Genomic DNA, 16614 nt, shown 5'->3' with positions numbered 1-16614 from the left:
CCTTGCGCCGCGCATGACGTCCCCCGTCCACCCGCCCGCCAGTGCGCCCCGTGCGCGGCGGCTGCGCATCGCCCAGCCGCGCTCGCTGCAGTCGCGTCAGCTGTGGGCGGCCAGCTTGGGTCTGGTCGCTTTCCTCGCGCTGGCTGGCTACGCGCTGGACCGCGCCTTCCAGAGCACGGCGCAAAGCGGTATGCGCGAGCGCCTGCACAGCTACGCGCTGGCCTACGCCAACAGCGACTTCGCCCGCGATGGCAGCGTGATCCCGCCGTGGGATCCGCCGGATCCGCGCTTCCGGCGCCCGGGCAGCGGGCTGTACGCCCAGATCGTGCTGCCCCAGGGCCAATGGGAATCCGAGTCGGCACAGGGGCCGAAGTTGCCGGCGGGCGTCATGCTGCCGCCCGGCCAGCAGGTGTTCGAAGGTCCGCTGCCGATGACCCGCATCGACGGTCGCCCCGGCGAGGTCTACCGCTACGGTTACGGCCTGGTCTGGGGCGGCAGTGACGAGGCAGAGGGCGGGGAGATCCCTTACACGGTCTACATCCTGGAGGACACTACCGCGCTGGGGCGCCAGGTGGCGGCCTTCCGCGCCGCGCTGTGGCGCTATCTGGGCGGGGCCGGCGTGATCCTGCTGCTGCTGCAGATGCTGGTGTTGCGCTGGAGCCTGCGCCCGCTGCGCGACGTGATTGACGAGCTCAAACGCGTGCAGGCCGGGGCCGCGGCCGGCATGAGCGAGGCGCACCCGCGCGAGTTGGAGCCGCTGACCGAAAGCATCAACGCGTTCATCCAGAGCGAGCGCGAGAACCTGGAGCGCCAGCGCAACACGCTGGCGGACCTGGCGCACAGCCTGAAGACGCCGCTGGCGGTGCTGCGCACCCGTCTCGACAGTGGCACCGGCGAGGACGAGCTGCGCGCCGAACTGGACACGCAGCTGCGGCGCATGAACGACCTGGTGAGTTACCAGTTGGCGCGCGCCGCGCGCTCTGGCCACCAGCTGTTCGCCGCGCCGGTGGCGATCGAGCCGCAGGCCGAGCAGATCGTGGTTGGCCTGGAGAAGGTCTACGCCGCCAAGGGCGTGCTGTGCGAGTTCGAGATCGCGCCGGAGGCACGGTTCTATGGCGAAGTCGGCGACCTGCAGGAGTTGCTGGGCAACCTGCTGGAAAATGCGTTCAAGTGGGCAAAATCGCGGGTGCTGCTCACCGTGGCCGAAGGCGCACAGGCGCCCGGGCGACGCCCGGGCCTGGTGATCGTGGTGGAGGACGACGGTCCCGGCATTGCCGAGGATCGCATCTCCCTGATCCTGCAGCGCGGCGTGCGTGGCGACGAGCGTGTGCAGGGCCACGGGATCGGGCTTTCGATCGTGCAGGACATCCTCAAGAGCTACCGCGGGCAGCTGCACGTCGGCCGCTCGCAGGAGCTGGGCGGGGCCCGTTTCGAAGCGGTGCTGCCCGGCGGCCTGTGACCGCCGCGCCGGTGCCGCATCACAGCAAGGGCGGGCCGTAGAACCGCTGCAAGTGCGCCGCCACCGTGGGCATGGCTGATGCGAGCAGGCGCGGCGCGCTGAAGTGGTACTCGGTGCAGACCGCGAAAAATTCCTCCGGCGCCTCCGCCGCGTATGGATCGATGGCGGTTTCGTGGCCACCATCCACCGCTTCGCAGAGGCCGTCGTAGGCGCGTTGGAAATCGGATGCCCACTGCCGCTGCCAGTCGCGCGGTAGTGGCGGTGTGCCGTCCAGCACGCCGTCCAGTGCGTCCAGTTTGTGCGCGATTTCGTGGGCCGCCACGCAGAAGCCGTCCGCAGGCGAGGCGATGTCGGCGCGCACGTCCGCCCATGACAGCACCACCGGGCCGTGCACCCAGGCCTCGCCGATCAGCTCCTCGTCGCCTTCGTGCAGCACGCCGTGCGCGTCCACGTGGCTGCGTCGCGCACGGAACGCGCCGGGATAGACCACCAGCTCGCTCCAGCCGTGCAGGCCTTCGCTGCCGAACTCCAGCAGCGGCAGGCAGCACAGCATGGCCAGGCGCAGCCGCTGCACCGCGTCCAGCCGCAGCCCGTGGACGGGGGTGATGGTCTTCTCATGCAGAAAGGTTGTGGCCAGTGCCTCCAGCCGCGCGCGGCGGGGATCGTCTAGGCCGCGCAGCCACGGCAATCCCGCGGCGGCCTGCCGGGCGAGCGTGGGGTCGAGGGATGGAGCAGCGCGCCGCCGGCGCGTGAACGGCCAGATCACGCGGGGCGTGGCCTCAGCGGAACATGCCGGGCAGGAAGCTGTGGAAGCGCGAAGGCAGGGCGCGGTTGTCGCCCGTGCTGCGGGCGGGCGGCGCCGGCGTCTGTGCCTTCGGCCTGCTGGCGGCGCGCTGCGCCCGGGCAGCGGCGATTGCGCCGTCCAGATCGGCATCTTCGAGGCGATCCGTCGGCGGCACGGCGGGCTCCGCGGGTGCCGCCGGCTCCAAGGCCTGATGGCGCAGCTCGAAGGCGCCGGCAGGACCGACGCTGCCCAGCAGGACAAGGCAGGCCAGCAGCAGATGCTTTCTGGAGTGGCGCATGAAGTCACCGGACGGGAGGGCGTGCGGGAGCGCACGGCCGCATATCCGACTATAGCAGCGAACCGGGGCTGCGGATGTTGCAACGCAGCAGGCAACCCGCGCGCCGGGTCTGCACACTGGCGGCATGACCGAACTAGCCTTATCGCCTGCCCCCGCTCCCGCCATCACCGCTGCCGCGCTGCGCCGCGCCCTGATCGCCGGCGCGCGCCGGGTCATTGCCGCGCGTGACGAGTTGAACCGCATCAACGTGTTCCCGGTGCCGGATGGCGACACCGGCAGCAACCTGGCCTCCACGCTCGCCAGCGTGCTGCACGGCGCGCTGAGCCGGCGCAGCGTGCACACCGGCGAGTTGCTCGTGCGGGTGGGCAACGACGCCATCGACGGCGCCCGCGGCAATTCGGGGGCGATCATGGCGCAGTTTCTGGTCGGCCTCGGCGAGCAGGCACGGGCGTTGCCGCAGCTCGATGCCGCCGCGCTGGCGGCGGCCGTGCGGCGCGGCGCGGACAGCGCCCGGGCGGCGCTGGCCCATCCGGTGGAGGGCACCATCCTCAGCGTGATCGCCGCGTTCGCCGACGCGCTGGACGAGCGCGCACGCCGCCACGGTGCCGCCCCCTGGCAGGCGTTCGCCGATGCCCTGCAGCGGGCCCGCACCGCGCTGGCGGACACGCCCCGGCAGATGCCGCTGCTGCAGAAGGCTGGCGTGGTGGATGCCGGTGCGCGCGGCTTCGTCGACTGGCTGGAAGGCATCGCTGCTTACGCGGAGGGCGGGCCGCGCGCGCTGCGCCTGCGCGCCGCCACCGCCGCCGGTGCCGACGAAGCGCTGGAGGCCCCCCACCTGCACCAGGACGTGGACCCGCGCTTCCGCTACTGCACCGAATGTCTGCTGGTGGGCGAGCGCATCGACCGCGTCGCCCTGCGGGCAGCCCTGGAGGCCGCCGGCATCGATTCGCTGGTGGTGGCCGGCAGTGACAGCCGGGTGCGCGTGCATGGCCACGTCGGCCAGCCGCAGGTCCTGTTCGACGCCTGTGCCGCGTTCGGGCGCGTGGAGGCGATGAAGGCCGACGACATGGTGCTGCAGCAGCGCAGCGTGGAGTCGCCGGCGACGGTGGCGGTGGTCACCGACAGCGCGGCCGACCTGCCGCCCGCGTTGGCGGATCGGTTTGGCATCCATGTGGTGCCGGTGCGGGTCAGTCTGGACGGCCGCGATTACCTCGACCGCCTCGGCCTGACCGCGGCCGAGTTCTACCGCCGTATGGCCGACTCCGCGCGCCTGCCGCAGACCAGCCAGCCGCCGCCCGGGGACTTCCGGCGCGTGTTCGAGCACGTGCTGGCGCACCAGCCGGCAGGCGTCTACGTGGGCGTGTCGCGGCCGCTGTCGGGTACGCTGCAGTCGGGCGAAACCGCGGCACGCGGCCAGCGCGCGACGATGCACTGCCTCGACAGCGGCCACGTCAGCGCCGGCCAGGCGTTGCTGGCCTGGCGTGCGGCGGAACTCGCCGCGGCCGGCGCCGACGCCGCGGCCATCGCCGCCGAACTGGAACGCCTGCGCCCGCAGACGCAGACCTGGGCGATGGCGCGCGATATCCGCCATGCCGTGCGCGGTGGCCGCATTCCGCGCTGGGCCGGCCCGCTGGTGCGCTGGACCGGGCTGATCCCGATCGCGCGGGTCAGTCCGCAGGGCCTGCTGAAAGTGGCGGGTGGCCTGCTGGCCCGCCGCGCCGCGCCTGAGGCCTTCGCCCGCCATGTTGCCCGGCGGGTGCCGGCGGGGACGCGCTGGCGGCTGATCGTCGGCCACGCCGATGCGCTGGCGGACGGCGAGCGCCTGCTGGCGGCGCTGCGCCAGCGGTTGTCGATCGACGAAGCGCACTTGGTCGAAGTGGGGCCCGCCGTCGGTGCGCATGCCGGCCAGGGCACCCTCGTGGTCGGGCTGCAGCCCGCGCCCTGACGGGCGTCGGGCGTGCGGCCGGCGCGGCCGGCTGCGTATCATCCGCGCATGTCGATCACTTTTGCCGCCGCGTCCGTCCTGCTGGCCGCCTACCTGCTGGGTTCGCTGTCCGGCAGCCTGCTGCTGGGGCGCCTGCGCGGGGTGGACATCCGCCATCACGGCAGCGGCAACGCGGGCGGCACCAACGCCTTCCGCACCCAGGGTTGGCGCTTTGCGCTGGGCGTGGTGATCGTGGATATCGGCAAGGGCGCACTCGCGGCGTGGCTGGCGCTGCGGCTGGCGCCGACGTGGGCCTACGCCGCCGCCGCGCTGGCGGTGGTGGGCCACGTGTGGCCGCTCTGGCACGGCTTCCGTGGCGGCAAGGGGGCGGCCACCGCAGTCGGTGCGCTGCTGGTGCTGTGGCCTTCCGCGCTGCTGCCGCTGCTGTCGGTGTGGGTGCTGGTGCTGGTCGTCACCGGTTACGTCGGCCTGTCCACCGTGCTGGCCGCAGCCAGCCTGCCGGCCTGGGCCGCGTGGGAGGGGGGCGACCCCGCGCGTCTGGCGTTCGCGCTGGGCATCGCCCTGTTCCTGGCGTTCACCCATCGCACCAACCTGCAGCGCCTGCGCCGCGGCACCGAGTCGCGTTTCGAGCGCGTGCGCCTGTTCCACCGCTGGCGCGCCCGCGCATGAGCGACGCCGCCGGCGAGCGCGCCCTGCTGCTGCGGCTGGCCGAGCGCCCGGTCAGTGGCGATGTGCTCGCCGCCGAGCTGGGCCTGACCCGCGCCGCCGTGTGGAAGCGGATCGAGGCGCTGCGCGAGGCCGGCGTGGCGATCGATGCCGCGCCCGGGCGCGGCTACCAGCTGGCGCAGCCGCTGGACCTGCTGGAGGCCGATGCGATCCGGACGGCGCTGCCTGCGGACGTGCGGGCCGATCTCGCTGGCCTGGACGTCGCGTGGTCGCTGGCCTCCACCAACAGCACCCTGCTGCGCGACGAAGCCCCCGCGCGCGGCTGCGCGGTGCTGCTGGCCGAGCGCCAGACCGGCGGCCGCGGACGCCGCGGGCGCAGCTGGGCGTCGCCGCTGGCGGCGCACGTGTATCTGTCGCTGGTGCGCTGCTTCCAAGGCGGGCTGGCGCGGCTGGGCGGCCTCAGCCTGGTCGCCGGCATCGCCGCGGCGGAGGCGCTGCAGGCGCTGGGCGTTGCCGAGGTGCGGCTGAAATGGCCGAACGACCTGGTCGTCGCCGATGCCGCCGGCCTGCGCAAGCTGGGCGGACTGCTGGTCGAAGGCGGTGGCGAGGCAGGCGGCACCGCGCGCGCGGTGATCGGATTGGGCCTCAACGTGCGCATGCCATCGGCGGTGGCCGCGGGGATCGACCAGCCCTGGACCGACCTGGCCACGCTGCGCACGCCAGCGCCGCCGCGCAACGCGGTCGTGGCGATGTTGCTGGCCCATCTGCTGCCGGCACTCCGCCTGTTTGATGCCCAGGGGCTGGGGCCGTTCCTGCCGCGTTACGCCGCGTTGGATGCGTTGGCCGGCCGCCGCATCCGTGTACACGAGGCTGGCGGCGCGTTCGACGCGGTGGCGCTGGGCCTGGCCGATGACGGTGCCTTGCGCCTGCGTGACGCCAACGGCGGCGAGTGCCGCGTGCATGCCGGCGACGTGAGCGTGCGCGCATGAACACGTGGCTTTTCGATCTCGGCAATACCCGCCTGAAATGCGCGCCACTGCGCCCCGACGGCGGTCTGGGCGAGGTGCGCGCCATTGCGCACGACGATGCGGGCGCATGGCTTGACGCCCTGCCCACGGGCGACGTGGCCTGCCTGGCCAGCGTGGCGCCGGAGGCACGACGCGTCGCGTTGCTCGATGCCCTGTGTGGGCGCTTCACGCGGCTGCACCGGGTCTCCACCGAGCCGGCGCTGGGGCCGCTGCGGATCGCCTATGCGGTGCCGGCGCGGTTGGGGGTGGATCGCTTCCTGGCGATGCTCGGCGCCTGCGAGGGCCGTGCCGTGCTGGTGGTCGGCGTGGGCACGGCGCTGACGGTGGACCTGGTGGATGCGGGCGGCCGCCACCGCGGCGGTCGCATCGCGCCCTCGCCGCAGCTGATGCGCGAAGCCCTGCATGCGCGCGCCGCGCAGTTGCCTGAAGCCGGCGGCGTCTACGCCGAGTTCGCCAACGACACCGATGCCGCGCTGGCGTCCGGCTGCGAGGGTGCCGCGGTGGCGCTGGTGGAGCGCAGCCTGCAGGCCGTGCAGGCGTTGCTGGGCACGGCGCCGGTGGTGCACCTGCACGGCGGCGGTGCGCCGGCGCTGCGCCCGCACCTGCCCGACCACCGCTGGGTGCCCGATGCGGTGCTGCGCGGGCTTGCGCGCTGGTGCGCGCTGCGGATCGCATAAACTCGCCGCATGCTGCTGCGCGCCGCCATCGTGATGCTGTTGATGCTCAATCTGGGCGCCGCCGGCTGGTGGCTGTTCCAGCCGCCGGCGCGTGCCGCGGCCACCGACGAGGGGACGCCCACCCTGCGCTTGCTGGGGGAGCGCGATGCCGTGGCGGCTCCTGCGAGCGTTGCCTCCGTTCCCATGCAGCCTGCGCCTGCAACCGACATGCCCCCTGCGCCGGCAGTGCCGGCCGAGCCTGTGCCGGCCCCGACCCCCACCGACGCCCCCCTGGTCTGCTTGCGTTTCGGCCCCTTTGCCGATGCCGCGGCACGCGCCCGCGCCGCCGATGCGCTGGTCGGCCTGGGCGCCACCGCCGTGTTGCCGCGCGATCTGCCGGGCCGCGCATCGCGCGGCTGGAAGGTCTTTCTGCCGGCGCAGCCCTCGCGCGAGGCGGCGCAGGCGCTGGTGAAGCAGCTGGAAGCCGCCGGCGTGCGTGACCTGTTCGTGATGGCGCAGGGCGAGGCTGCCAACAGCATCGCGTTGGGCCGCTTCAGCACCGAGGCCGGCGCCCGCCGCCGCCAGGCGGAGCTGCAGGCGAAGGGCGTGCAGGCCAGCGCCGAGCCGGTGGGCGGCACGCCTGCACAGGCCTGGCTGGACGCCCGCCTGCCGGCCGCGGTTGACTCCGCCGCGCTCGCCCGCATTGCGCCGTCCCGCCCGGTGGATTGCGCCAACCCGCGCTGAAGCCGGCCCCGGTGAGGCTGGTAGAATCCATGCAATCGCCGCTTTAGCTCAGTTGGTAGAGCAGCTGCCTTGTAAACAGCAGGTCGTCCGTTCGATTCGGACAAGCGGCACCACCTTCCCGTCGGCGCAGTCGCCGCCCCATCGCCTACAGGACGTCCCATGACCAGAAGCTATCCGCCCGTCTCCGTGTTCGGCGTTCCCACCGACATCGGCGCCTCCCGGCGCGGCGCCTCGATGGGGCCCGAGGCGCTGCGCGTGGCTGGGCTGGTGGAGGCGATTGCCGCGCGCGGCCTGGAGGTTCGCGACGTTGGCGATGTGGCCGGTCCGCGCAACCCGGTCAGCCCGCCGGTGGACGGCTACCGCCATCTCGAGGAGGTGGCGGCGTGGAACCGTGCTGTCTTTGACGCCAGCATCCGCGAACTGCGCGCCGGCCGCATGCCCATCCTGCTGGGTGGCGACCATTGCCTGGGCATCGGTTCGATTGCCGCGGTCGCGGCGCATTGCCGCGACACCGGCAAGAAGCTGCGCGTGCTGTGGCTGGACGCGCACGCCGACTTCAACACCCGCGAGATCACGCCCAGCGGCAACATCCACGGCATGCCGGTGGCCTGCCTGTGCGGGCTGGGCCCCGATGTGCTGACCCGGCTGGGTGGTGCGTCGCCGGCGATCACGCCGGACCAGGTGCGCCAGATCGGCATCCGCTCGGTCGATCCGGGCGAGAAACGGCTGGTGAAGGAATACGGGCTCGACATCTACGACATGCGCTACATCGACGAAGTCGGCATGCGCCGCGCGATGGAGGAGGCGCTGGAAGGTGTGGACGCGGACACCCATCTGCACGTCAGCTTCGACGTGGACATGCTGGACCCGTCCATTGCGCCCGGCACCGGCACCCGCGTACCCGGCGGCGTGAACTACCGCGAGGCGCAGCTGATCATGGAGATGGTGGCCGACACCGGCCGCCTGGGCTCGCTGGACCTGGTGGAAGTGAACCCGGCGCTGGATCGCCGCAATGCCACCGCAAAGCTGGCGGTGGATCTGGTGGAAAGCCTGTTCGGCAAGTCCACCCTGATGCGCGACTGATCAGGCCGCCGCGTCGCCCAGCCAGTCGCGCGGGCGCAGGTAGTCGGCCAGCCGCGCCTCGGGGCTGCCGGCCTCGGGCACATAGCCGTATTCCCAGCGCACCAGCGGCGGCAGGCTCATCAGGATCGACTCGGTGCGGCCGCCGCTTTGCAGCCCGAACAGGGTGCCGCGGTCGTAGACCAGGTTGAATTCGACGTAGCGGCCGCGCCGGTAGAGCTGGAACTGGCGTTCGCGCTCGCCGTAGGGGGTGTCCTTACGGCGGGCGACGATCGGCAGGTAGGCGTCGAGGAACCCATCGCCGACCGCGCGCAGATAGGCAAAATCGCGCGCGAAGTCTTCGCCTAAGTCGTCGAAGAACAGGCCGCCGACGCCGCGCGTCTCGCCACGGTGCTTGAGGAAGAAATACTCGTCGCACCAGCGCTTGTGGGCCTCGTAGCGGCTCTGGCCGCCGAATGGCTCGCACAGTGCGCGGGCAGTGCGATGCCAGTGCAGCACGTCCTCGTCGAAGGGATAGAACGGCGTCAGGTCGAAGCCGCCGCCGAACCACCACGCCACCGTTTCGCCGTCGCGCTCGGCGCGGAAGTGGCGCACGTTGGCATGGGTGGTCGGTACGAACGGATTGCGTGGATGAAGCACCAGCGACACACCGATCGCCCGCCAGGAGGCGCCCGCCAGTTCCGGCCGGTGCGCCGTGGCCGATGGCGGCAGGCGGTCGCCCGACACGTCGGAAAAGCCAATCCCGGCCTGCTCGAACACCGCACCATCGCGCAGCACGCGGGTACGCCCGCCGCCACGGATCGGGCTGCTGGCGGGGTCTTTCTCCCATGTGTCCTGGTGGAAGCGTGCGCTGCCGTCGGCGCCTTCGATGGCGGCGCAGATGCGGTCCTGCAGGCCGGTGAGGTAGTCGCGGACAGTGTCGAGGCTGGGGATGCGGTCGGTCATGGGCGCATTGTAGGCGCAGCCCGGCTCAGCCCCAGGCCAGCAGCGCGATAGCGGCCAGCGCCAGCAGCAGGCCAAGCGCGTTGATGCGCCCCAGCCGTTCCTTGAACACCGCCACGCCGACCAGCGTGCCCAGCACCACCACGCCGAGGTTCATGCTGGCGAACACCAGCGCAGGGTTGTCGGGCAGCGCGCGATGCGCGTGCAGGTAGAACAGGATGTTGGCGAAGTTGCAGGCGCCCAGCAGCAGCCCGCCCAGCGCGCTGCGCAGGGTGAAGCGCGCGCCCCGCGCACGTTGCATGGCAAAGCCCACTGCAAGGGCGAGCGCGAACACCGCCAGCAGCGCGCTGCCCAGCGGCAGCCCGGTCGCTGCGACGCGCTTGAACAGCACGTCGATCAGGCCGAAGCCGGCAAACACTGCGAGCGGCCAGCCCCAGCCCGTCGCCGCGGCATCGACGGCAGCGGTGCGATCGCCGCGCCACACCATCGCGGCCAGCGCCAGCAGGCCCAGCGCACATCCCAACAGCTGCATGTCGCTGGCGGGCTGGCCGAACAGGGTGAACGCCGCCAGCAGCGGGATCAGCAGCGACAGCCGTTGCGCCGCGTCGCTGCGCACGATGCCGGCGTGTCGCACCGAGGCGGCCAGCGCGAGGAAGATGGTGGGCAGCAGCAGGCCCAGCGCGCCCAGCGTCACCCACGTGGCCGCACCGGCGGCCTGCAGCGGTGCCAGCGGCGGTCGCAGGACGACCAGCGTCAGCGCCAGCGTGGCCACGTAGTTCCAGGCGATCGCCTGGCCGACGTCGATGCCGCGGCGGCGGGCGAGTTTCAGCAGCACTGATACCAGCACGCTGCACAGGGCCGCCAGCAAGACCTGGGTCATGGCGATGTGCAGGCGGTCACGGCCGGCGTGGCCGCCGGGCGCGGCATGGCGGGACAAAGGCGGTCACCGCGGCATCCAGCAGCGCCGATGGACGCGGGTAGGGGGCGACGGCCACCCGGACGAACCCGGCTGCACGGGCAGCCTCGGCCATGCGTGCGCTGGTGGCGACCACGGCGCAGTGCCGCAGCGCCGCAGCGTCCACCTGGCATAGCAGCGCCGCCAGCGCCTCGCTGCTGCTGGCGATAAGCAGCACGCGCCGGGGCGCATGCAGCGCGGCGGCCAGCGCTGCATGCTGGCGTGCCGTCAATGCCACTTCGCGGCGGGCGTACACATGGGCGCGCAGCACCTGCGCGCCGCGTGCGGTCAGCGTGGGTGCAAGCAGGTCGCGGCCGCCGGGTGCGGTGATCAGGCCGATGCGCATCCCGCGCACGTCGGACAGCGCCGGCAGGTCCAGAAGCCCATCACTGTCCATTCGGTTGGGTGCGATTGCGGTGATGCCCGCCCGCGCCAACGCCCGCCGGGTACCTGCGCCCACCGCCAGCCAGACCTGGCCGCGTCGCGCCCGCAGCGGTGCCAGCCTGGCTGCCGCGCGCACCGCATTGGGGCTGGTGAACACGATGCGCTCGGCGTCCAGGGCGGCGGCCAGCGTGGTGCGCGTCCGCGCATCGTCCAGCGGCACGATCGCGATTGGCGAAGCCGCCAGCACCCGCGCGCCGCGCCGCCGCGCCGCCGTTCGCAGGCTGCCGTGCTGGCCGCGGGGCCGCAGCGACAGGACGGTCCAGTGGTGCAGCGGCAGGGCGGGAGCGACAGTGCACGGCATGCATACAGCTTGGCATGGTGGCACCGCCTGCGTCAGGCTGTCGGCATGGATCGAATCACTTCCCACGAACAGGGCCTGGCGGCGTTGGCCTCCCATTTCGCCGGCATGCCGCCGGTCGCCGCGCTGCAGGTGCAGGTGGACGCCTGGCGCGAGGGGTGTTTGCGCCTGCGTGCGCCGCTGGCGGCCAATGTCAACGACAAGGGCTGCGCATTCGGCGGCAGCCTGTCCTCGCTGATGACCATCGCGGCCTGGGGCCTGGTGGCGCTGGAGCTTGAAAGTGCCGGCGTCCACGCCGACGTGTTCGTGGCGGACAGCCGCGTGCGCTTCCTCAAGCCGGTGTTCGAGGATCTGGTGGTCGAGGCCACGTTTGACGATGCCGCCGAGCACGCCGCGCTGCTGGACGTGCTGCGCCGGCAGGGGCGCGTCAGCATCCGCCTGCAGGCCCGCACGGTGCTGGCCGACGGCGCGGTGGCCGCCACCTATGCCGGGCGCTACGTGGCGATTGCCAGGTCCTGACCCGGAAGCGGTTAGGATGCCGCCATCCCTTCGTCTTCCGAGATGCCCCATGTCCCGATGGCTGACGCGCTGCCTGCTGCTGTGCTGCCTGCTGCTGCTGGCGGGTTGTCCCAAGTCGGCCAGCAAAGGCAGCGCACTGGACGAGGCCCAGTACGGCTATTCGGCGGCGATCCGCTGGGGCGACTTCGAGGGCGCCTGGAATCTGGTCGACCCCGAGGTGCGCCGGGCGCATCCGCTGACAGACATCGACTTTTCCCGCTACAAGCAGGTGCAGATTTCGTCGTATCGCGATGTTGGCGCGAGCGTCCTCGGCAATGGCGACGTGGTGCGCGACATCGAGATCGGGGTCATCAATCGCAATACCCTGGCCGAGCGCACGGTGCGCTATCGCGAGCGCTGGCGTTACGACCCGCAGGCGCGCAGCTGGTGGTTGGTCAGCGGCCTGCCTGACCTGTGGGGCGAGTGAGCCGGAGCGGGCTGCGGCCTGCCGCCGCGCCCAACGGCGTCGCAGCCTCTACAATGGGCGGTCCCTTTCCACAGGTTGTTGTCCGTGAGCTTTGCTGAACTGGTCGCTTTTGCCGGCCGCCATGCCCTGCTTTCCCTGGCCCTGGTCGGGCTGACGGTGGCGATCGTCGCCAACGAAATCGCGTCCTTGCTCAGCGGCGTGCGCCGGATCGGCCCGGCCCAGCTGACCGGCCTGATCAACCGTGATAACGCACTGGTGGTGGATCTGCGTCCGCCGGGTGAGTTCGAAAAGGGCCATATCGCCGGCTCGAAGAACGTCCAGACCAGCCAGTTCGATCCCGAGAACAAGCAGCTGGCTGCCGCCAAGACGCTGCCGGTGGTGCTGGTGTGCCGGGTCGGCCAGACGGCCAGCGGCGCTGCCAAGCGCCTGCGCAAGGCAGGGTTTACCCAGGTCAGCGTGCTTGACGGGGGTATCCAGGCCTGGATGGCCGCCGACCTGCCGCTGGTCAAGGGCCGCTGAGCCGACCACGCCAGGGCGCGGCTTGCATTCCCTGCGGGCCCACCCCATGTCGCACAGGTCGCTCCGCGATCGGTGCGATAATCCGCACTTCTTCCTCTTTTCGTTGCAGTCGAGAATCCCATGTCCGATGAAACCCTGAACGGCGCCGCCGCGCCCGCCGATGCCCAGCAAGGCCCGACCTTCACTGTCGAAAAGCTGTATGTGAAGGACGTGTCCTTCGAAGCTCCGAACGCGCCGCAGGTGTTCAACGAGCAGGGCCAGCCGGATCTCCAGATGAAGCTGAACCAGAAAGTGCAGCGCCTGGCCGAGAACGCGTTCGAGGTCAGCCTGGGCATCACCCTGACCTGCACCCTGAACGGCAAGACCGCCTACCTGGCCGAAGTCGAGCAGGCCGGCGTGTTCGGCCTCGGCGGCATGGACGAGCAGCTGCTGGACGCCATGCTGGGCATCCAGTGCCCGAGCATCCTGTATCCCTACGCCTCGGCTGCGATCGGCCAGCTGATCACCGCCGGTGGCTTCCCGCCGTTCCCGATGCAGCCGATCAACTTCGACGGCCTGTATGCCGAGACCCTGCGCCAGCGCGCTGCCCAGCTGGGCCAGGGCGACTCGCTGGCCGACGCCGAAACCGCCGGCAACGCCTGAACGGCGACGCATGACGGCGTCTGACAAGCCGAAGGTCGCCGTCCTCGGCGCGGGCTCCTGGGGCACCGCGCTGGCTGCGCTGATCGCGCGGCACGGCCACCCCACGGTGCTGTGGGGCCGCGATCCGTCGGTGGCATCCGCCATCGATGGCCGCCACGAGAACCCACGCTATCTGCCGGGCATCGCCCTGCCGGCGGCGCTGCGCGCGACCACGTCGCTGCCGGACGCACTGGCCAATGCCGGTCTGGTGCTGGTGGTGGTGCCGTCGCACGCGTTCGCGGAGACCCTGCGCGCGCTGGCGCCGCTGCGGCCGGCGGGTGCGGGCGTGGCGTGGGCCACCAAGGGCTTCGAGCCGGGCAGCGGCCGCTTCCTCCACGAAGTCGCCGGCGACATTCTGGATGACAGCGGGGCGGGCGACGGCGTGCCGCTGGCGGTGGTCACCGGCCCCTCGTTCGCCAAGGAAGTGGCGGAAGGCCTGCCCACCGCGCTGACCGTCCATTCGGATGATGCCGATTTCTGTCGGCGGGTCGCCGATGTGCTGCACGGCCCCGCGTTCCGCGCCTACACCGGCAACGACATGCGCGGTGCCGAACTGGGCGGCGCGATGAAGAACGTGCTGGCGGTGGCCACCGGCGTTGCCGACGGTATGGGGCTGGGCCTGAATGCGCGCGCTGGCCTGATCACCCGCGGCCTGAACGAGATGCTGCGCCTCAACATCGCCCTGGGCGGTCGGCCGGAGACCCTGATGGGCCTGGCCGGGCTGGGCGACCTGGTGCTGACCTGCACCGGCGACCTGTCGCGCAACCGCCGGCTGGGCCTGGCGCTGGGCCGGGGTGCATCGATCGCCGACGCGGTGCGCGAGATCGGCCAGGTGGTGGAGTCGTTGCAGACCGCCGAGGAAGTGATGCGGTTGGCCGAAGCGCACGGCATCGAGCTGCCGATCGCCGAGGGTGTGCGCGACGTGCTGCAGGGCACGGTCACGCCGGCCGAAGGCCTGGCCCGGCTGATGGCCCGCGAGCGCAAGGCCGAATACCCGCAATCGCTGTTCTGCTGAGCTGGCGCGCGCTGGCGGTCGCGTACTTTGGCCCTTCGTGGCCGACGGGAACCCTTGCGTTGTCCGCAGATTGCTTAGCGGCGCGTTGCAAAAGAAAACGCCCGGCTTGCGCCGGGCGTTTTTGTTGTCACGGGCAAGCGTGGCTTACCAGGTGAAGCGCGGACCCACGAACCACTGGGTGTCGCCGCCCTGGATCAGGCGCACGTCGGCGTTGATGCCCCAGTTCTGGTTGAACATCACGTTGGTGCCCAGGCGACCATAGGCCTCGCCACTGGTCTTGTTGGTGTCCATGTAGCCGACCTTGGCATAGCCCTCGACGTTCGGCATCAGCAGGCTGCGCACGCCGGTTTCGACACTGTAGCCTTCGGCCTTCGGGCCGCCGTGCTTGGCCTTGATCACGTCATAGCCGATGTCGGCCACGAAGTCCGTGTTCTTGCCGATGGCGGTGTTGTAGCCGCCGCCGATGCGCGACTGCTCGAAGCCGGCGCTGGAGTGCTTGATGTCCTGGTTGCCGTAGTCGGCGAACAGGTGGAAGTTCGGGTGCACGGCGACGGAGCCGCCGAGGCTCCAACCGTCGGCATCCGGGCCGTCGGTGTTGGTGGCGACGTAGCCGCCCTTCACCGAGTTGTAGGAGATGCCGTCGGCCGCGGAGGCGGCGAAGGGCAGGGTGGCAGCCAGGGCAATGGCAATGACGAGACGCTTCATGAGGTGGACCTCCATGTTGTTGTTGTGTGCCCCGCCGGACGGGCGGGACGGGGCCATTGTTGGCGCCGGGCTGCAACATGGGCTGAATACAGTACGAGTCGGTACAGGAATCATTCGGGTTGGCTGGCGTACAACCGCGCGCCCTACTGGCCGCCGGCGAAGCCCGCCTGCCGCCAGGCTTCGAACACCATCACCGCCACCGCGTTCGACAGGTTGAGGCTGCGGTTGCCGGGGCGCATCGGCAGGCGCAGGCGCTGCGCCTGGGGGATCGCGTCCAGCACGTCGCCGGGCAGGCCGGCGGTTTCGCTGCCGAACAGGAACACGTCGTCCTCGCGGTAGGCGGGCGCGTCGTAGCGCACGCACCCGCGCGTGGACAGGGCGAACACCCGCGCCGGTGCGCCGATCTCGGCGGCGATCGCGGCCAGCGCAGCGTCCAGGTCGTCGTGCACGTGCATCCGCGCGACCTCGTGGTAGTCCAGCCCGGCACGCTTCAGCTGCCGATCGTCCAGGTCGAAGCCCAGTGGACGCACCAGGTGCAGCTGCGCGCCGGTATTGGCACACAGGCGAATGACGTTGCCGGTGTTCGGGGGAATTTCGGGGCGATGCAGGATGACGTGCGGCATGCCGCCATTCTAGGCGGCATGCCGCGGCACCCGGTCACCAGGGCAGCGTGCGTCCCTGCCAGTCGAAGAAGCGCCCGGTCTGCGCGGGGGTGGTGGCGTCGAACAGGCGCAGCATGCCCGCCACCACCGTATCCACCGGATCGGGGGCCTGCGGGCCCCCCATGTCGGTCTGCACCCAGCCCGGATGCAGCGCCAGCACCACGATGCCCCGCGGTGCGAGCGCCTGGGCCAGCTGCGCGGTGGCCATGTTCTGTGCGGCCTTGCTGATGGCATAGCCGGGCGTGCCGAAGCGGGTGACGCTGGCGATCGAGCCCAGCTGCGAGCTGAGATTGGCGATGACGGGGCTGTGCTGCCCGTCGCCGTCGCGCAGCAGCGGCGCCAATACCTGCACGAGCAGCAGTGGGCCCACGGCATTGGTGCTCAGGCTGTCTTCCAGCAGGGCCTGTTGCAGGTGGCCGAAGCGTTCCCCGCTGTGCAGCACGCCGGCATTGTTCACCAGCAGATCCAACCGGCCGTTTTCGCCCAGCACCAGCGGCAGCTCGCGTGCCAGTTCGGCCCGCGATGTCTCGCGGGCCACATCCAGCGGCAGCACATGCAGCCGCCCGGGATGGGCGGCCCCCAGTGCGGTCAGCGCGGTGGCTTTGCCGGGGTGGCGGCAGGTCGCCACGACGTGGTCGCCGCGGGCCAGCAGCTGGCGGACGAATTCGAGGCCAAGGCCGCGATTGGCGCCGGTGACAAGGGCGGTGCGGACCATGCGACTCGCTCCGGGTGGCTTTTGGCCTAGTGT

General features: G+C 71.6%; 20 protein-coding genes and 1 tRNA gene. 13 read left to right on the top strand and 8 right to left on the bottom strand.

Going from position 1 to position 16614, the window contains the following annotated elements; translation table 11 throughout:
* Nucleotides 1-13: 13 nt before the first annotated feature.
* Nucleotides 14-1459, top strand: coding sequence for an ATP-binding protein (locus ACK4SG_RS09125; protein WP_409601427.1), 1446 nt, complete (start codon nt 14-16; stop codon nt 1457-1459).
* Between the two features lie 19 nt (nt 1460-1478).
* Here ACK4SG_RS09125 and ACK4SG_RS09120 read toward each other — a convergent pair whose 3' ends face one another.
* Together ACK4SG_RS09120 and ACK4SG_RS09115 are read right to left on the bottom strand one after the other, a co-directional pair.
* A complete protein-coding gene (locus ACK4SG_RS09120) occupies nt 1479-2225 on the bottom strand; it encodes a zinc-dependent peptidase (RefSeq protein WP_409601426.1) in 747 nt (248 codons plus the stop codon).
* Nucleotides 2226-2238: 13 nt separating this feature from the next.
* Nucleotides 2239-2541 carry a hypothetical protein gene (locus tag ACK4SG_RS09115; RefSeq protein ID WP_409601425.1) on the bottom strand — a complete coding sequence of 101 codons (303 nt, stop codon included), beginning with the start codon at nt 2539-2541 and terminating at the stop codon, nt 2239-2241.
* A gap of 124 nt (nt 2542-2665) precedes the next feature.
* Here ACK4SG_RS09115 and ACK4SG_RS09110 point away from each other — a divergent pair, with 124 nt between their 5' ends.
* From ACK4SG_RS09110 to rocF, 7 genes are all read left to right on the top strand, one after another.
* Nucleotides 2666-4486: a DegV family protein gene (locus ACK4SG_RS09110; protein ID WP_409601424.1), complete on the top strand. Its 1821-nt coding sequence runs from the start codon at nt 2666-2668 to the stop codon at nt 4484-4486.
* 48 nt (nt 4487-4534) lie between these two features.
* Entirely contained in the window at nt 4535-5155 is a 621-nt protein-coding gene (plsY, locus tag ACK4SG_RS09105) for a glycerol-3-phosphate 1-O-acyltransferase PlsY (RefSeq protein ID WP_409601423.1), read from the top strand.
* On the top strand, nt 5152-6141 hold the full coding sequence (birA, locus tag ACK4SG_RS09100; protein WP_409601422.1) for a bifunctional biotin--[acetyl-CoA-carboxylase] ligase/biotin operon repressor BirA: 990 nt from the start codon (nt 5152-5154) through the stop codon (nt 6139-6141). Before plsY ends, birA begins: the two co-directional genes overlap by 4 nt.
* Nucleotides 6138-6857 carry a type III pantothenate kinase gene (locus tag ACK4SG_RS09095; protein WP_409601421.1) on the top strand — a complete coding sequence of 240 codons (720 nt, stop codon included), beginning with the start codon at nt 6138-6140 and terminating at the stop codon, nt 6855-6857. Before birA ends, ACK4SG_RS09095 begins: the two co-directional genes overlap by 4 nt.
* Before the next feature lie 9 nt (nt 6858-6866).
* Nucleotides 6867-7580, top strand: a complete 714-nt coding sequence (locus tag ACK4SG_RS09090) for an SPOR domain-containing protein (protein ID WP_409601420.1) — start codon at nt 6867-6869, stop codon at nt 7578-7580.
* Nucleotides 7581-7617: 37 nt separating this feature from the next.
* Nucleotides 7618-7693, top strand: a tRNA-Thr gene (locus ACK4SG_RS09085).
* 46 nt (nt 7694-7739) lie between these two features.
* On the top strand, nt 7740-8663 hold the full coding sequence (rocF, locus tag ACK4SG_RS09080; RefSeq protein WP_409601419.1) for an arginase: 924 nt from the start codon (nt 7740-7742) through the stop codon (nt 8661-8663).
* Here rocF and hemF read toward each other — a convergent pair whose 3' ends face one another.
* From hemF to ACK4SG_RS09065, 3 genes are read right to left on the bottom strand one after another with little or no spacing between them, the layout of a single operon-like run.
* The gene (gene hemF / locus ACK4SG_RS09075) at nt 8664-9605 is read right to left on the bottom strand and encodes an oxygen-dependent coproporphyrinogen oxidase (protein ID WP_409601418.1); all 942 of its coding nucleotides are present in this window, start codon (nt 9603-9605) and stop codon (nt 8664-8666) included. It abuts the gene before it with no gap.
* A gap of 25 nt (nt 9606-9630) precedes the next feature.
* Nucleotides 9631-10482, bottom strand: a complete 852-nt coding sequence (locus ACK4SG_RS09070) for an EamA/RhaT family transporter (RefSeq protein WP_409601584.1) — start codon at nt 10480-10482, stop codon at nt 9631-9633.
* Nucleotides 10483-10498: 16 nt separating this feature from the next.
* Nucleotides 10499-11302 carry a uroporphyrinogen-III synthase gene (locus ACK4SG_RS09065; RefSeq protein WP_409601417.1) on the bottom strand — a complete coding sequence of 268 codons (804 nt, stop codon included), beginning with the start codon at nt 11300-11302 and terminating at the stop codon, nt 10499-10501.
* 45 nt (nt 11303-11347) lie between these two features.
* On the opposite strand from ACK4SG_RS09065, the gene ACK4SG_RS09060 reads away from it, so the two are divergent.
* The 5 genes from ACK4SG_RS09060 (at nt 11348) to ACK4SG_RS09040 (ending at nt 14499) form a co-directional block, all read left to right on the top strand.
* Nucleotides 11348-11818 (top strand): YiiD C-terminal domain-containing protein, encoded by a 471-nt coding sequence (locus ACK4SG_RS09060; protein WP_409601416.1) that lies wholly within the window; start codon nt 11348-11350, stop codon nt 11816-11818.
* A 49-nt stretch (nt 11819-11867) separates the two neighbouring features.
* A complete protein-coding gene (locus ACK4SG_RS09055) occupies nt 11868-12284 on the top strand; it encodes a hypothetical protein (RefSeq protein WP_409601415.1) in 417 nt (138 codons plus the stop codon).
* Between the two features lie 84 nt (nt 12285-12368).
* Nucleotides 12369-12803, top strand: coding sequence for a rhodanese-like domain-containing protein (locus ACK4SG_RS09050; protein ID WP_409601414.1), 435 nt, complete (start codon nt 12369-12371; stop codon nt 12801-12803).
* A gap of 120 nt (nt 12804-12923) precedes the next feature.
* On the top strand, nt 12924-13445 hold the full coding sequence (gene secB / locus ACK4SG_RS09045; RefSeq protein ID WP_409601413.1) for a protein-export chaperone SecB: 522 nt from the start codon (nt 12924-12926) through the stop codon (nt 13443-13445).
* 10 nt (nt 13446-13455) lie between these two features.
* Nucleotides 13456-14499, top strand: coding sequence for an NAD(P)H-dependent glycerol-3-phosphate dehydrogenase (locus tag ACK4SG_RS09040; RefSeq protein WP_409601412.1), 1044 nt, complete (start codon nt 13456-13458; stop codon nt 14497-14499).
* A 144-nt stretch (nt 14500-14643) separates the two neighbouring features.
* Here the strand turns inward: ACK4SG_RS09040 and ACK4SG_RS09035 are convergent, their stop codons facing one another.
* The 3 genes from ACK4SG_RS09035 to ACK4SG_RS09025 form a co-directional block, all read right to left on the bottom strand.
* Entirely contained in the window at nt 14644-15204 is a 561-nt protein-coding gene (locus ACK4SG_RS09035) for a diffusible signal factor-reguated Ax21 faimly protein (RefSeq protein WP_409601411.1), read from the bottom strand.
* Nucleotides 15205-15347: 143 nt separating this feature from the next.
* Nucleotides 15348-15827 (bottom strand): tRNA (cytidine(34)-2'-O)-methyltransferase, encoded by a 480-nt coding sequence (locus ACK4SG_RS09030; RefSeq protein ID WP_409601410.1) that lies wholly within the window; start codon nt 15825-15827, stop codon nt 15348-15350.
* Nucleotides 15828-15861: 34 nt separating this feature from the next.
* Nucleotides 15862-16581: an SDR family oxidoreductase gene (locus tag ACK4SG_RS09025; RefSeq protein ID WP_409601409.1), complete on the bottom strand. Its 720-nt coding sequence runs from the start codon at nt 16579-16581 to the stop codon at nt 15862-15864.
* Between the last annotated feature and the right edge of the window lie 33 nt (nt 16582-16614).

Origin of the sequence: Thermomonas sp., assembly GCF_046293095.1 — a bacterium.
GTDB lineage: Bacteria > Pseudomonadota > Gammaproteobacteria > Xanthomonadales > Xanthomonadaceae > Thermomonas.
This window is presented reverse-complemented; position numbering and strand designations above follow the sequence as displayed.

What these genes read in the sequence shown, in the direction of transcription:
- ACK4SG_RS09125 (WP_409601427.1), top strand. Translation starts at nt 14, where the DNA reads ATGACGTCCCCCGTCCACCCGCCCGCCAGTGCGCCCCGTGCGCGGCGG.
- ACK4SG_RS09115 (WP_409601425.1), bottom strand. Translation starts at nt 2,541, where the DNA reads ATGCGCCACTCCAGAAAGCATCTGCTGCTGGCCTGCCTTGTCCTGCTG.
- ACK4SG_RS09110 (WP_409601424.1), top strand. Translation starts at nt 2,666, where the DNA reads ATGACCGAACTAGCCTTATCGCCTGCCCCCGCTCCCGCCATCACCGCT.
- plsY (WP_409601423.1), top strand. Translation starts at nt 4,535, where the DNA reads ATGTCGATCACTTTTGCCGCCGCGTCCGTCCTGCTGGCCGCCTACCTG.
- birA (WP_409601422.1), top strand. Translation starts at nt 5,152, where the DNA reads ATGAGCGACGCCGCCGGCGAGCGCGCCCTGCTGCTGCGGCTGGCCGAG.
- ACK4SG_RS09095 (WP_409601421.1), top strand. Translation starts at nt 6,138, where the DNA reads ATGAACACGTGGCTTTTCGATCTCGGCAATACCCGCCTGAAATGCGCG.
- ACK4SG_RS09090 (WP_409601420.1), top strand. Translation starts at nt 6,867, where the DNA reads ATGCTGCTGCGCGCCGCCATCGTGATGCTGTTGATGCTCAATCTGGGC.
- rocF (WP_409601419.1), top strand. Translation starts at nt 7,740, where the DNA reads ATGACCAGAAGCTATCCGCCCGTCTCCGTGTTCGGCGTTCCCACCGAC.
- hemF (WP_409601418.1), bottom strand. Translation starts at nt 9,605, where the DNA reads ATGACCGACCGCATCCCCAGCCTCGACACTGTCCGCGACTACCTCACC.
- ACK4SG_RS09070 (WP_409601584.1), bottom strand. Translation starts at nt 10,482, where the DNA reads ATGACCCAGGTCTTGCTGGCGGCCCTGTGCAGCGTGCTGGTATCAGTG.
- ACK4SG_RS09065 (WP_409601417.1), bottom strand. Translation starts at nt 11,302, where the DNA reads ATGCCGTGCACTGTCGCTCCCGCCCTGCCGCTGCACCACTGGACCGTC.
- ACK4SG_RS09060 (WP_409601416.1), top strand. Translation starts at nt 11,348, where the DNA reads ATGGATCGAATCACTTCCCACGAACAGGGCCTGGCGGCGTTGGCCTCC.
- ACK4SG_RS09055 (WP_409601415.1), top strand. Translation starts at nt 11,868, where the DNA reads ATGTCCCGATGGCTGACGCGCTGCCTGCTGCTGTGCTGCCTGCTGCTG.
- secB (WP_409601413.1), top strand. Translation starts at nt 12,924, where the DNA reads ATGTCCGATGAAACCCTGAACGGCGCCGCCGCGCCCGCCGATGCCCAG.
- ACK4SG_RS09040 (WP_409601412.1), top strand. Translation starts at nt 13,456, where the DNA reads ATGACGGCGTCTGACAAGCCGAAGGTCGCCGTCCTCGGCGCGGGCTCC.
- ACK4SG_RS09035 (WP_409601411.1), bottom strand. Translation starts at nt 15,204, where the DNA reads ATGAAGCGTCTCGTCATTGCCATTGCCCTGGCTGCCACCCTGCCCTTC.
- ACK4SG_RS09030 (WP_409601410.1), bottom strand. Translation starts at nt 15,827, where the DNA reads ATGCCGCACGTCATCCTGCATCGCCCCGAAATTCCCCCGAACACCGGC.
- ACK4SG_RS09025 (WP_409601409.1), bottom strand. Translation starts at nt 16,581, where the DNA reads ATGGTCCGCACCGCCCTTGTCACCGGCGCCAATCGCGGCCTTGGCCTC.